The organism is Parabacteroides sp. HGS0025, from assembly GCF_000969845.1.
GTDB lineage: Bacteria > Bacteroidota > Bacteroidia > Bacteroidales > Tannerellaceae > Parabacteroides > Parabacteroides gordonii.
The window spans coordinates 61,825-75,803 of record NZ_KQ033907.1; the positions used below are offsets into that span (position 1 = coordinate 61,825).

The 13,979-nt window shown below is 40.8% G+C and carries 11 protein-coding genes, 3 tRNA genes and 2 rRNA genes; 10 read left to right on the plus strand and 6 right to left on the minus strand.

Features of this window, described 5'->3' with window-relative positions; all coding sequences use genetic code 11:
• Positions 1–55: 55 nt before the first annotated feature.
• Positions 56–2,128: a HelD family protein gene (locus HMPREF1212_RS25585; RefSeq protein ID WP_046151677.1), complete on the minus strand. Its 2,073-nt coding sequence runs from the start codon at positions 2,126–2,128 to the stop codon at positions 56–58.
• Between the two features lie 118 nt (positions 2,129–2,246).
• Here HMPREF1212_RS25585 and HMPREF1212_RS25590 point away from each other — a divergent pair, with 118 nt between their 5' ends.
• Positions 2,247–2,831 carry a hypothetical protein gene (locus HMPREF1212_RS25590; protein WP_046151669.1) on the plus strand — a complete coding sequence of 195 codons (585 nt, stop codon included), beginning with the start codon at positions 2,247–2,249 and terminating at the stop codon, positions 2,829–2,831.
• A 105-nt stretch (positions 2,832–2,936) separates the two neighbouring features.
• Here the strand turns inward: HMPREF1212_RS25590 and HMPREF1212_RS25595 are convergent, their stop codons facing one another.
• The gene (locus tag HMPREF1212_RS25595; RefSeq protein ID WP_046151670.1) at positions 2,937–3,443 is read right to left on the minus strand and encodes a cupin domain-containing protein; all 507 of its coding nucleotides are present in this window, start codon (positions 3,441–3,443) and stop codon (positions 2,937–2,939) included.
• 119 nt (positions 3,444–3,562) lie between these two features.
• On the opposite strand from HMPREF1212_RS25595, the gene HMPREF1212_RS25600 reads away from it, so the two are divergent.
• The 4 genes from HMPREF1212_RS25600 to HMPREF1212_RS25615 all read left to right on the plus strand — a co-directional run bounded on the left by HMPREF1212_RS25600 (position 3,563) and on the right by HMPREF1212_RS25615 (position 6,453).
• Positions 3,563–4,390 (plus strand): helix-turn-helix domain-containing protein, encoded by an 828-nt coding sequence (locus HMPREF1212_RS25600; RefSeq protein WP_046151678.1) that lies wholly within the window; start codon positions 3,563–3,565, stop codon positions 4,388–4,390.
• A 92-nt stretch (positions 4,391–4,482) separates the two neighbouring features.
• Positions 4,483–4,956 (plus strand): DinB family protein, encoded by a 474-nt coding sequence (locus tag HMPREF1212_RS25605; RefSeq protein ID WP_046151679.1) that lies wholly within the window; start codon positions 4,483–4,485, stop codon positions 4,954–4,956.
• A 234-nt stretch (positions 4,957–5,190) separates the two neighbouring features.
• On the plus strand, positions 5,191–5,841 hold the full coding sequence (locus tag HMPREF1212_RS25610) for a CatB-related O-acetyltransferase (protein WP_028727052.1): 651 nt from the start codon (positions 5,191–5,193) through the stop codon (positions 5,839–5,841).
• Positions 5,842–5,943: 102 nt separating this feature from the next.
• Complete coding sequence (locus HMPREF1212_RS25615; RefSeq protein ID WP_046151671.1) at positions 5,944–6,453, plus strand: nitroreductase family protein; 510 nt, start codon at positions 5,944–5,946, stop codon at positions 6,451–6,453.
• Positions 6,454–6,545: 92 nt separating this feature from the next.
• Here the strand turns inward: HMPREF1212_RS25615 and HMPREF1212_RS25620 are convergent.
• The 4 genes from HMPREF1212_RS25620 to sppA all read right to left on the minus strand — a co-directional run bounded on the left by HMPREF1212_RS25620 (position 6,546) and on the right by sppA (position 10,605).
• Positions 6,546–6,618, minus strand: a tRNA-Phe gene (locus HMPREF1212_RS25620).
• 76 nt (positions 6,619–6,694) lie between these two features.
• Positions 6,695–7,726, minus strand: coding sequence for a thiamine-phosphate kinase (thiL, locus tag HMPREF1212_RS25625; RefSeq protein WP_046151672.1), 1,032 nt, complete (start codon positions 7,724–7,726; stop codon positions 6,695–6,697).
• A 5-nt stretch (positions 7,727–7,731) separates the two neighbouring features.
• Positions 7,732–8,832: a tetraacyldisaccharide 4'-kinase gene (gene lpxK, locus HMPREF1212_RS25630; protein ID WP_046151673.1), complete on the minus strand. Its 1,101-nt coding sequence runs from the start codon at positions 8,830–8,832 to the stop codon at positions 7,732–7,734.
• Between the two features lie 6 nt (positions 8,833–8,838).
• Positions 8,839–10,605 carry a signal peptide peptidase SppA gene (sppA, locus tag HMPREF1212_RS25635; RefSeq protein ID WP_028727085.1) on the minus strand — a complete coding sequence of 589 codons (1,767 nt, stop codon included), beginning with the start codon at positions 10,603–10,605 and terminating at the stop codon, positions 8,839–8,841.
• 476 nt (positions 10,606–11,081) lie between these two features.
• On the opposite strand from sppA, the gene HMPREF1212_RS27075 reads away from it, so the two are divergent.
• The 5 genes from HMPREF1212_RS27075 to HMPREF1212_RS25655 form a co-directional block, all read left to right on the plus strand.
• A complete protein-coding gene (locus tag HMPREF1212_RS27075; RefSeq protein ID WP_157317155.1) occupies positions 11,082–11,231 on the plus strand; it encodes a hypothetical protein in 150 nt (49 codons plus the stop codon).
• A gap of 193 nt (positions 11,232–11,424) precedes the next feature.
• Positions 11,425–12,951 (plus strand): 16S ribosomal RNA (locus HMPREF1212_RS25640).
• A gap of 157 nt (positions 12,952–13,108) precedes the next feature.
• Positions 13,109–13,182: transfer RNA gene (locus HMPREF1212_RS25645), tRNA-Ile, on the plus strand.
• Between the two features lie 27 nt (positions 13,183–13,209).
• Positions 13,210–13,283: transfer RNA gene (locus HMPREF1212_RS25650), tRNA-Ala, on the plus strand.
• Between the two features lie 130 nt (positions 13,284–13,413).
• A 23S ribosomal RNA gene (locus tag HMPREF1212_RS25655) occupies positions 13,414–13,979 on the plus strand; the annotation flags it as partial.

Consider the following 13,979-nt stretch of genomic DNA (forward strand, 5'->3'; position numbering starts at 1 on the left):
TTTCCTCCTTAAGAAGCTTCAGCTTCCGAGGGAGGAAATTGGGAAGAGATAAATATCATGTGTTATTATGCAATAGTTCGCTTTTTCTTCCACTATAAGTTAGTGTTAACTTATGCATTGCTCTTGTTGTCGCCACGTAAAGCATGCTTCTGTCGATTTCTGAATGATAGTTTTTATTATCGGTTTGAGGTATGATTACTTCATCAAACTCTAACCCTTTGGCCATGTGGGCTGAGGTTATGATAATACCTTTTACAAATGCTGTACTTTGGTTTGATAAGAAATAAACATCGTCCGTATATTTTTTCAGTTGCAGGTCTGTCTCTTTTGCCTGTAGTTCTGTTTTACAAACGATCCCCAGCGATTTATAGCCGGACTTTTTGAAAGTCGAAATTAAATCGGCAATCCCGGCAACCTCTTTTTCAGGATTGGTAAACCTGTATATTTCCGGTTTCTCCCCATGTCGTTCCACCGGTTCCAGTTCATCGTTTGAACGGATTCGCTGGGCGAAATCCGTGATTTCATAAGTAGAGCGATAGCTTTTACAAAGTTTCATCACTTCTCCTGTAACGAATGTTTTCGAGATCATCCCGGCTGTGGATGATCCGTAAGGATTGACAGACTGACTAGCATCTCCTAATACTGTTTTTCGACAAGGGTAGAGCTTTGAGATCACTTTATATTGTATGGGAGAATAATCCTGCATCTCATCGATCAGAAGATGCTTTACCGGAGATTGAAGGGTGTTCCCTTCCAGAGAGAGATGTAAATATGCCAATGGTGCCAGGTCAGTGTATTCAAGCATACGGTTTTTGCGTAGCTTCAATAACTCCGGTTTTCCGATCCAATCGAAGAAGTCTTTATAAACTTGCATATCGTTATTCCCGGCAAACATCTTTTTTATTTCCTTTTTCAATGTGTTGCGTTCGGCTGTTGTTGCGGTAAACCCATATTGGACTTTCATCATTTCGAGTATGTAATCGGTCATTGTCTCGAAACGCTGGCGCATGGGGTAACGGTTGAATCGTCTGAACTGTTCATCGATAAATTCGGCGGGAATGATGATATGCTTATTCAAATGTACATCCGATGCTTTGAAATAATTATTCTCGATATATAGGACGAACTTATCGAGCTGTGAAATGAAATCAAGAGAAGACTTATATTGTATCCTCTCGATGAATTCCGGGGTTGGCTTGCCTAGTAATTCGGTTACCTGTCCGAAGAAATTCTGATAATTGTACTTGTTATCCAATATGCCTGATAGTATTTGTTCCATACTGGTTTCCGGGACGGTTTCTTCTCCCAGTTCAGGAAGCACGTTCGATATATAATCTGCGAAAACCTTGTTAGGAGATATGATCAGTATGTCTTTTGATGAAATGCTACCTTTAAAGGCGTAAAGCAGATAGGCGATACGATGCAAGGCTATTGAAGTTTTACCCGATCCGGCAACACCTTGTATGATAAGTACATGTGCATCTTCGTTACGGATAATCCGGTTTTGTTCGTGCTGAATGGTGGCAACGATGTTTTTCATCTTTTCGTCGGCATTGGCACTGAGTTCCTTTTGCAGGATATCATCATGGACGGTCAGGGAACTTTCTATCATATATTCCATTTTACCATTCCTGATGCGGTATTGCCGTTTCAGGAAAATCTCCCCTTTTATCTCTCCGGCCGGAGAGATATAGGAAGCTGCTCCTAATTCATGATCGTAGAACATTCCTGAAATAGGAGCTCTCCAATCGTAAATCAGATTCATTTTGGTATTGATATCATAGAAAGTATGTATTCCTATATATATAGGTAAGGGACTATTCTTTTCTTCTTTTGTCTCTGAAAAATCTATTCGCCCGAAATAAGGGATATCCAGTATCTTACTTAACCGTTTGCGTTTATCTATGACCTTTTCGCCCAGTGCAAAATGATTGAGGATACTTTCACGCATGGAGCGGATCTCGTGCGGGTCGATATCTTTGTTTGACCATATATAGCTTTTGTACTCTTGTAATGTTTCGACATGTTCCCTGACTGATGTATCGGTATTATTGATCGAATCTTTTAGAATACTAACCACTTGATGCAAATACTCTTTTTCCTGTTTTTCCGTTTGATTAAATACCATCATGCAATACTTATTGTTAAGTCGGCAAAGTTACTTGGGTATTCTGACGTAATAAATAGCTATTTATAGCCATATTTCTGCTTGTTTTTGTATTTTCGTAATCCAAAAATCAATCAAAATGGATATCATAGCACTCTCAGAACATAATCAGCAACTTGCCTGGAATATATTGAAGAATACCCGTATTATTCCGGTTTGGGAAGGTATTGGAGCCAGGGTTAATATTGTAGGTTCACTCAAGACTGGCCTGATGATGAAAAATAAAGATATTGACATGCATATTTATACAGATAAGCTGGTTATAGCCGATAGCTTTTCTGTGATGAGCGAACTGGCGGAGAAACTTTCTTTGAAGGAGATTCAATATAAGAACCTGATCGATACGGAGGAGGAATGTATTGAATGGCATGCTTTGTATGAAGATGAAGGGAGTAACCGATGGAAGTTTGATATGATCCATCTTCGAAGCGGCTCAAAGTATGACGGTGTGGTGGAGAAGGTAACGGAGGCTATTATTCATTGTCTGACTCCCGAAATCAAGAGAACGATTCTTCAAATCAAGTATGATATGCCGGATAATGTAAATATCCCAGGTATAGAAATCTATCATGCTGTCTTTACCGGAGGGGTGCAAAACTATGAGGAGCTTATGCAATACCGTATTGGTAATCCTTTGAAAAATAGCCTGGAGTGGATTCCCTGATAACTGATGTATAGATAAGAGCAGGTATCATTTTGCACTTGGGCGATATGATACCTTTAATATATGCTCTGATGGGAGAGATGTGATAGACTTTAATTAATGGTGTTATTCTTTTTTATCCTTTAGTTGCTTCCATTTCTCCTGGATATTTTCTTCCCCATCAAAATAGTTGACTTGAGTGTCTTTATTGAATATCTCATATGACGGAACAAGAAATATTTTGTTTGAGTCCGGATATTCGCAGACATCATATCCGATGAAAGTTCTTATATCCAGGTATATGCAAGGAGCTTCCGTGTGATTATACAATTGGTGTGCTCCTGTTTCCCCTTTCTCAAAGAATATCAAGTCTCCGCTATTGACTATTTCCAATCCTTTGGGTGTTCTTAGTGTTGCCGAACCGCTAATGATCATAAATAGCTCTTCTGCATATCGGTGGAAATGATAAGCTGCGCAATATTGGCCAGGATTTAGTTGCCGCAGATCAAAATTCAGATTTTGAGGGTTTATTCCTTTTTTGATCCTGGAGATATCTGAGAAAACTCTGAAATTGTCAATCTTGTTGGGATTTTCTTTAAATTCTCTCTCGTTTGATTTTAACACTGTCGCCATAACTTTTTAATTAAAAGGTTTATTATTACTATCTGATATTGATTTGTTTCTTCAAAAGAATACTCTACAATATTAGTGATTTATTGAATATCTTTGTCACAAATCAGATGAGTATAAGTATGAGAGAAAGTAAAATCTTATATCCCTCGCCATTACTTTCCCAATATATTAAATACTATTGGGTACTAAAGACTGATGAAACAGAACCAATGGTTATTCAAACGATTCCATCGGGATGTGTGCATCTTGTTTTCCATCGAGGTAATAACTTACATATCCAATCAAAAGGTCTACTACAACCTAAGAATTTTATTCGGGGGCAGTTCTCATGCTATGGAAGCTTGGTTTCAGAGGGTAGTATCGATATGATTGCTATTATATTTCATCCGTTAGGTATGAATCCTTTTTTACGATGCTCTATGAACGATCTGTATAACCGTTACATAGATGTGGAAGACATAGAGGATGTAGAATTCAATCACCTTAGAGACTCTATTATAAGTGAAAGAAATGCTCAAACCTGCATTCGGTTGATCGAGCTCTTTTGCATGAAGCGCTTGATTGATGCTGACCATAATTATAAAAGGATAGAAAAATCAATCAGGCAAATTATTCGGCATCCACAAATAGATGTGGATACTTTGGCGGGAAATGCGTGTTTGGGATATAGACAGTTTAAAAGAGTGTTTACAAATTATGTAGGAATGAATCCCAAAGAATATTACAGAGTTGTCCGTTTCCAACGGATCTTATATGTATTGCAGAATAATCCCGAAATGGAGATCGTTGATTTATCGTACATTTGTGGCTTTTATGATCCATCTCATTTAGTAAAAGATTTTAGAGAGTTCTCTGGCTGTACGCCAACTCAATATCTTTCTTCCCGCTCTCCCTATTCTACGTTCTTTTCTGAAGATTGCAGGCTGAATATTATTAAATATCGTTGATTGGTATAGCCGTTATCAAACAAAGTCAGTTTTTTACAAGTAGAAGATTCGTAAAGAATTTATTTTTGTGGAAGTATTTAAAACTATATGTTATGCACGGAAATAATTTTATTCATATAACTGATGGCATTGTAAAAGTTATTGAAGCGGAAGAGAGTTTATTAAATGGTTTGTCTGTAGAAGTCATTACGCAGAGACGAAACAAACAGAATCGTACAATCAAACAAATACTCGGTCATTTGATTGATTCGGCTTCAAACAATCATCAACGAATGGTTCGCTTACAATATAGTAAAGACTTGCTTTTCTTTCCGGATTATCGGCAGGATAATGACTTATGGATAGCTCTACAAGATTATCAAAATGCGGATTGGGTAAATTTGATACAGTTGTGGAAGTTTTATAATTTACATATTGTTCAGGTGATTAAATCAGTGGATATAACGAAGCTGGATAGTTACTGGTGCGATTTTGAAGGGACAAAAGTGACACTGAAAGAAATGATAGAAGGTTATTTGGATCATTTGCATCTCCACATTCAAGAAATTCATGAATTACTGGATTGATAATCCTATTTTCTATACTTTTGCATAGTATCAACTAACGAAAGTATTCACCTCTTATGAAACTCTGTATATAGCTACTCTCCTCTGAATAGTCCTGCGAATAAAGCTATTCAGCTATCTGACAAATAACGATTTATTTGCCACAGAGATTTTATATCCTTTTTTATCAATTTTCGTGATAGCAGACTACTCTGATGTAGTATGTACGGTTTGCTATCCTTTTAAAAAGATATTATGATGACAAAAATATATCCACGTACAGGAGACAAGCAAACGGTGTATCTGAACGCCGTAGTGAAAGATCCTCAAATAGAGATTGGCGACTATACTATTTACAATGATTTTGTGACTGATCCATTGTTATTTGAAAAGAACAATGTGCTTTATCATTATCCTATCCACCGGGAGAGGCTGATTATAGGCAAGTTCTGTTCTATCGCTTGTGGTGTGAAGTTTCTGTTTAATTGTGCTAACCATACGTTGAAGTCTTTATCGACTTATACTTTCCCTTTGTTCTATGAAGAGTGGGATTTGGAAAAATCAAATGTTACTGCTGCATGGGATAATAAAGGAGATATTGTCATAGGTAATGATGTTTGGATTGGCTATGAAGCTGTGATTATGGCGGGAGTCCATATAGGAGACGGAGCGGTTATTGCTGCACGTGCTGTTGTGGCAAAAGATGTTCCACCTTATACTATCGTTGGTGGAACTCCGGCCAAAGAAATTCGGAAACGTTTTGAAGCAGATGTGATAGAGCGATTATCAATGCTGAAATGGTGGGATTGGCCTATTGACAAAATACGCCGGTGTTTGCCATATATGACAAAAGGTGATCTGGATGGCTTACTGGCAGAAATCGGCTCCGGGATAGAACCCCAATAAATTTATCTCTATTATGTAGACAGATATAGATTGAAAAATGTAATTTTACCGATATAACAAAAGAGAGTATATCGTTACTTCGAATATTAAAACAAAGAAGATATGGATTTTTTAGAGCTTACCAAGAAACGCTTTTCAGCAAGAAATTATAAATCAGATAAGGTCGAGCAGGATAAGATTGACTATATCATTGAGTGTGCCCGATTAGCACCTTCTGCAGTAAATTATCAACCGTGGCATTTCTTGGTTGTAATAAGTGAAGAACAGAAACAGAAGGTGCGTCAATGCTATAATAGAGACTGGTTTGCAAAAGCGCCTCTCTATATAGCTGTATGTGTAGATGAATCTGAAGCATGGGTACGGAAATCAGATAATAAAAATCATGCTGATATTGATGCTGCTATCGCTACAGAACATATTTGCCTTGCTGCTACAGAGATGGGATTAGGCAGTTGTTGGGTATGTAATTTCGATTTGGATTTATTCAGATCCAATTTTCAGTTGCCATCTGAAAAATATCCGGTAGCTATTATATCACTGGGGTATATCGAGAAGCAGCCAGAGCATTTCTCTACCCGAAAAGAGAAAGCTGAGATAGTAACGATTTTATAAATATCTATGCTTGAAAGTTTTCAATTTATAGTGGGAGCAGATTGAGTTAAACAAAAAAGCAGTTACTTTTAAAGTAACTGCTTGATTTTCTGTGGTGCCACCAGGAATCGAACCGGGGACACAAGGATTTTCAGTCCTTTGCTCTACCAACTGAGCTATGGCACCGTTGTTTTGTTTAACGGGTGCAAAGATACGGACTTTTTTTTAATATGCAATAGTTTGGTGAAAATTTTGTCTAAATTTATTCACTAAGTGAATTCCATCCCTGAGCTTTCAATTCAACTTCTCCACCATCACGGCCTATCAGATAGCTGCCAAGTTCCGGTTTTGTAATATGGCCTATCACTTTAACACCTTTCATATCAGATACTTTATCGTGCTCTGTCAAAGGAACGGTGAACAATAGTTCATAATCTTCACCACCATTCAAGGCTGCTGTTACCAGGTTCATATTGAATTGCTCGGCCATGGCAGCTGTTTGATAATCGATAGGGATACGGTCTTCGTAAATGTGACAACCAACATTGCTTTCTTTCGATATATGTAATAACTCGGAAGAAAGACCGTCGGAAACATCCATCATGGCGGTAGGGACGATACCTGCTTTTTCCAAAGCTTCAACAATATCTTTGCGTGCTTCCGGTTTTAGTTGGCGTTCCAATAAATATTCTTTCCCTGAGAAATCAGGAGTGAAATCCTTTTCTCCTTTGAATACGCTCTTCTCACGTTCCAGTAACTGCAGACCCATGTAGGCTGCTCCTAAATCACCTGATACGCATATCAGGTCGGTTTCTTTGGCACCACTGCGGGTTACCACTTTTCCTTTTTCCCCTTCGCCAATGCAAGTAATGCTGATGCACATGCCGGTTAATGAAGAAGATGTATCACCACCTACGATATCGACACCGTAAATGTCGCATGCGAGTTGCAATCCCGAATAGAATTCTTCCAGGTCTTCTACAGAGAAACGTTTGGAGATACCGATTGAAACGGTGATCTGTTTCGGTTTGCCGTTCATCGCATAAATATCGGAGAAATTGACTACTGCCGATTTGTACCCCAGATGTTTCAGAGGAACGTATGTCAGGTCGAAATGAACTCCTTCCAGCAGAAGGTCGGTCGTAACCAGGACTTGCTTCTCTTTATAGTCAAGCACTGCGGCATCATCGCCGACACCTTTTATGGTGCTTTCGTTCTTTAACTCTATTTTCTCTGTCAGGTGGCGGATTAAACCAAACTCGCCTAATGTTGCTATTTCTGTTCTTTTGCTCATTTTATTTAACGTAAAATGTTATCTCTATGAAAGGTTGTAATATGTTTTTTAATCTCATCGTCGAAACTTTTCTCCAGGCAGAACTCGATGGTGATCGGTAGATAATACATACATGTTTTCCATTCTTCAGGGATATGCGGATTATCTAATAACCGGGCTGCATCTTTTTCTGTTGTCAGTATACACTTTCCGGATGGCTTCATCTGATCGAATGTACTTTTTATCCGTTTTATATCAGCTTTTCCAAAATCGTGATGATCCGGGAAGACGAGGGGAGTCACTTTATCAGATAGTTTTTCAGTTTCTTTAATAAAGCTCCCGGGAGACGCGATGCCTGATAATACCAGAAGCTCATCCTCTTTCCGTATCTCTTGCCGCATGAGAGGCTTTGCTTGTGAAGCAAATACCGGCTCAATCTCACCATAAGCGATATGGGTGAAGTGAATGGATTGATGCGCCAGAAGTTTCATATTCTCTTCAATGATGCGGTACTCGATCGGCTTCATGTCTTCCTCACATTTGGTTACGATAACCATGTCTGCACGACGTATTCCACTGGCTGGTTCGCGTAGCAAGCCTGCAGGCAGCAGTTTATCGTTGTAGAACAGGCGATGATAGTCTGTCAGTACGATCGATAGTGAAGGGCTGACATAACGGTGTTGATAGGCATCGTCGAGCAGGATTACTTCCGGACGCTGCTCTTCAGAAAGTGCCAGCAGGTTGCGGATCCCCCGGCGGCGATTGGCATCTACTGCAACAAGTATATCGGGAAACTTACGTTTCATCTGATAAGGCTCATCACCAATATCAGAACTTGTGCTTTGCTTGTCCGCCAGGATAAAGCCGGATGTTTTCCGTTTATATCCCCGGCTGAGTACGGCAATCCTATGATTGCCCTTTAGCAGTCGGATGATATATTCGGTATGAGGGGTTTTTCCTGTTCCCCCGACAGCCAGATTCCCGATACAAATGACAGGTATCGGGTATGACTCTTTTGGAAATGCCCCCCAATCAAACAGTTGATTCCGGAATCTGACTCCCAATCCGTATAAGAAAGAGACAGGGGAGAGCAGCGTGTGTATTTTTATATTGTTTTCTGTCGGCATCTCGGATTACAGGGGTTTAACATCATAAGGAAGTCGCGCCTGGACGCCGGTTGTTGATTTAACATTGTTCAGAGTTTTGAAATATTCGTATTCATCACCCAAAACACTTTTAACGATGGATACTTTTACTTCACCCAGCTGTTTTTCGATGAATTCTTTCCAGAAATCTTTTGTTCCTGAGACATAAGTCAGGCTGTAATCGCTCAGGTTGGCTAAAGATGCTGCTGTTTCGATAGCTTTGTTAATACCGCCTAACTCGTCTACCAAGCCACGTTCTTTAGCTTGTTCACCAGTCCAAACACGTCCCTGTCCGATTTCATTGATTGCTTCCTTACTCATATCGCGGCCATCGGCACAACGGGTAAGGAAAGTATCATATCCTCTTTCGACAAAAGATTGAATAAGAACTTTTTCATCTTCGCGCATCGGGCGACTCATGTCTCCCAGGTCGGCGTATGTATTGGTCTTGACAATGTCGGTTGTTAATGATAGTTTATCAAATAAGCCGGTCACATTAGGAAATATACCGAAAATACCGATTGACCCGGTTAATGTATTCGGTTCGGCTACGATTTTGTTGGCAGCGCATGATATATAGTAGCCACCTGAGGCTGCAACATCACCCATCGATACGACGATAGGCTTTACTTTTTTCAGTTCAACGACCTGGCGCCAGATCTGTTCGGAAACGAAGGCACTTCCTCCCGGTGAATTTACACGGAAAACGACGGCCTTAACATTGTCATCATTTTTCAGTTTTATCAGTTCGGAGGCCACTTTTTCAGTGATTGCCTGCTCTACATTATAAGGAGAAGAAGAAACTTCCGGTTTGATCTCGCCTTCAGCGTACAGGATTGCTATACGATCTGCCTTGTCACGATTGACTGTTTTGATACTTTTAATTTTAGTTATATCGGCTGTTTGCAGGCGTTTGTCGCTTTGTCCGGCCAGCTCTTTAACATATTCTTCTGCTTCCGGGCGATATTTCAATTCGTCGATCAATCCGCATTCAACCGTTTTTTCAGCGGAAGCGAAGGCATACCCCTGGTTAGCAAAGTTATTGATGTCTTCTACGGGGATGCGTCTTGATTCTGCAATACCACTGGTAACATTGTCCCAAATCGTACTCATGTATGACTGGATCTGTTCACGGTTTGCATCACTTAATTTATCCAACATAAAGGGCTCTACGGCTCCTTTGTATGTTCCGACTTTAAAGATCATCATGTCAACACCTATTTTCTTAAGCAATTCCTTATAGAACATGGTTTGTGAGGCCATTCCGACTAATCCTAATGTTCCTTGGGGGTTAAGAAATACTTTGTCGGCAACAGAACAGAGGTAGTAACATCCCTGGCTGTAGTTATCAGAATAAGCGACAACGAATTTACCGCTTTCTTTAAAATCAGTCAGCGCTCTGCGGATCGCTTCAAGGCTGGCAGAACCGGCACTGAGTGATTTTGCTTCTATATATATACCATTGATGCTTTTGTTCTCTTTGGCCGTCTGAATGGTTGAAAGTATATCTTTTAAAGAAAGAGCTTTATCTGTTTCCCCCATCAGCATGGCAAGAGGATTTTCCTCTGTGTTGTCTGATAAACTCCCGTCGAGTGTTAATTTATAGACAGTATTACTTTTCGGACTGTAATCGGGAGTACTGCTCATACTACTGGCAATACCGATTAAAGTAAAGACAAATGCGATGGAAATCAGGCCTGCAGCAATAAATACGCCTAGTGCTGAGGCAAACATCATTTTAAAAAATTGTTTCATATCTATGTTTTGTAAGTTTTTATCAGACAGCAAATATAGTTAACATCTTGATACTAACCATTCTTTTGCGTTGATTAATTTGGGCTATAAAGGCATCTCTCTATTAAATAACACTTTTGTGTGGTTTTTGTTATTATATACTGTAATAAATCAGTTGGGTACTCTTGTCGTAATTTTAGTATAGAAAGTTATTATTCAATTCAACCTTGTTATGTAAAAATTTTGTCTTATATGTTTAATCATTCGATAATTGTTTTCTATTCATTTGATATCTGTTCTTTATTCGTTTGACATATGTCGAATAATTAAAGAACAGATATCAAACGATTAAATATATGAGATGAAAATATAATTTTTATCGGTGGTAAACTTTATTCATAGAGATAGAAAGATAAAGTCCTATGCTTTTTTTCTTCTCTTTTATGCGTACATTATAATACAGTGCCTGCCGTGAAAAAATAAATAAAAAATAATTGGTGAAAAGTTTGGAGTGTAATAGTAATTCTTCTACTTTTGCACCCGCATTCGAGAGAGAACGGCGCATGATACATGATGAAAGAGGTAACCTGAGGAAAGGGGATGAGGTTAGCGATGCTAAGCAACAATCCAACCGCCACAGCGACTGAAAAAAAACTTTTCAAATTTTCTTCTGAAAAATTTGGTAGTTAAAAAAAAGTCCTTACCTTTGCAGCCGCAATCGAAAAGAAAGCGAAAGTTCTTTGAAAGATTTACATATCAACAAGTAGTACAAGTATTATAATTAATACCGTCAAAACTTGAAAATAAATAACGGATTCTGAGCAAGACAAAACAATTTATACAACGAAGAGTTTGATCCTGGCTCAGGATGAACGCTAGCGACAGGCTTAACACATGCAAGTCGAGGGGCATCAGGGGGTAGCAATACTCTGCTGGCGACCGGCGCACGGGTGAGTAACGCGTATGCAACCTACCTATCAGAGGGGGATAACCCGGCGAAAGTCGGACTAATACCGCATAAAACAGGGGTCCCGCATGGGAATATTTGTTAAAGATTAATTGCTGATAGATGGGCATGCGTTCCATTAGATAGTTGGTAAGGTAACGGCTTACCAAGTCTGCGATGGATAGGGGTTCTGAGAGGAAGGTCCCCCACACTGGTACTGAGACACGGACCAGACTCCTACGGGAGGCAGCAGTGAGGAATATTGGTCAATGGGCGAGAGCCTGAACCAGCCAAGTCGCGTGAAGGATGAAGGATCTATGGTTCGTAAACTTCTTTTATAAGGGAATAAAGTGCGGGACGTGTCCTGTTTTGTATGTACCTTATGAATAAGGATCGGCTAACTCCGTGCCAGCAGCCGCGGTAATACGGAGGATCCGAGCGTTATCCGGATTTATTGGGTTTAAAGGGTGCGTAGGTGGTTTATTAAGTCAGCGGTGAAAGTTTGTGGCTCAACCATAAAATTGCCGTTGAAACTGGTTAACTTGAGTATATTTGAGGTAGGCGGAATGCGTGGTGTAGCGGTGAAATGCATAGATATCACGCAGAACTCCAATTGCGAAGGCAGCTTACTAAACTATAACTGACACTGAAGCACGAAAGCGTGGGGATCAAACAGGATTAGATACCCTGGTAGTCCACGCAGTAAACGATGATTACTAGGAGTTTGCGATACACAGTAAGCTCTACAGCGAAAGCGTTAAGTAATCCACCTGGGGAGTACGCCGGCAACGGTGAAACTCAAAGGAATTGACGGGGGCCCGCACAAGCGGAGGAACATGTGGTTTAATTCGATGATACGCGAGGAACCTTACCCGGGTTTGAACGCATTTGGACAGTCCTTGAAAGAGGATCTCTAGCAATAGCCATTTGCGAGGTGCTGCATGGTTGTCGTCAGCTCGTGCCGTGAGGTGTCGGCTTAAGTGCCATAACGAGCGCAACCCTTATCTTTAGTTACTAACAGGTCGTGCTGAGGACTCTAAAGAGACTGCCAGCGTAAGCTGTGAGGAAGGTGGGGATGACGTCAAATCAGCACGGCCCTTACATCCGGGGCGACACACGTGTTACAATGGTGGGGACAAAGGGCAGCTACCTGGCGACGGGATGCTAATCTCCAAACCCCATCTCAGTTCGGATCGAAGTCTGCAACCCGACTTCGTGAAGCTGGATTCGCTAGTAATCGCGCATCAGCCATGGCGCGGTGAATACGTTCCCGGGCCTTGTACACACCGCCCGTCAAGCCATGGGAGTTGGGGGTACCTAAAGTCCGTAACCGCAAGGATCGGCCTAGGGTAAAACCGATGACTGGGGCTAAGTCGTAACAAGGTAGCCGTACCGGAAGGTGCGGCTGGAACACCTCCTTTCTGGAGCGAAGAGTTCGTTATCAAGTTGGCTAAAAGGTATTAGTTAACTTGTACTACGGTTGAATATGTATTTATATATGATCTTATAAACTGGATACCCAGTAGAGAAAGATGAAGCTGAAGGAAATCCGGCAGTTTCAGGAGATTAAGATAAGCCAGTCCTATAGCTCAGTTGGTTAGAGCGCTACACTGATAATGTAGAGGTCGGCAGTTCAACTCTGCCTGGGACTACAGAATCTCTGGTAAAGAGAAGACTCTGGGGGATTAGCTCAGCTGGCTAGAGCATCTGCCTTGCACGCAGAGGGTCAACGGTTCGAATCCGTTATTCTCCACACAAAATTACAGACACATAAGAAACGAAGTAATACAGAAGATCTTTGACATGATGGACAACGTAAAATAAAGTAACAAGAGCAAGCTGAAGATATATCAATCCAAGTTCACAGCAATGTGACCGGAAAAAAGAAAGTAAGCAAGGGCAGACGGTGGATGCCTTGGCTCTCGGAGGCGATGAAGGACGTGATAAGCTGCGATAAGCTGGGGGGAGATGCAAATAATCTTTGATCCTCAGATTTCCGAATGGGGCAACCCGGCTGGTTGAAGGCCAGTCACCTCGTAAGAGGGGCGAACGTGGGGAACTGAAACATCTAAGTACCCATAGGAGAAGAAAATAAAAATGATTCCGCAAGTAGTGGCGAGCGAACGCGGAAGAGCCCAAACCAATACTGTTTAGGCAGTATTGGGGTTGTAGGACCACGCTGTGGCAAGAAATTAGTAAAGTAGAACACTTTGGAAAAAGTGATCATAGAGGGTGAAAATCCCGTATACGACTTACTAACGAAGCCTAGTGGTATCCTGAGTAGCGCGGGGCACGAGAAATCCTGTGTGAAACTGCGGGGCCCATCCCGTAAGGCTAAATACTCCCGAGAGACCGATAGCGAACCAGTACCGTGAGGGAAAGGTGAAAAGAACCTCGAACAGAGGAGTGAAATAGACCCTGAACCCGTCTGCCTACAAGCGGTCGGAGC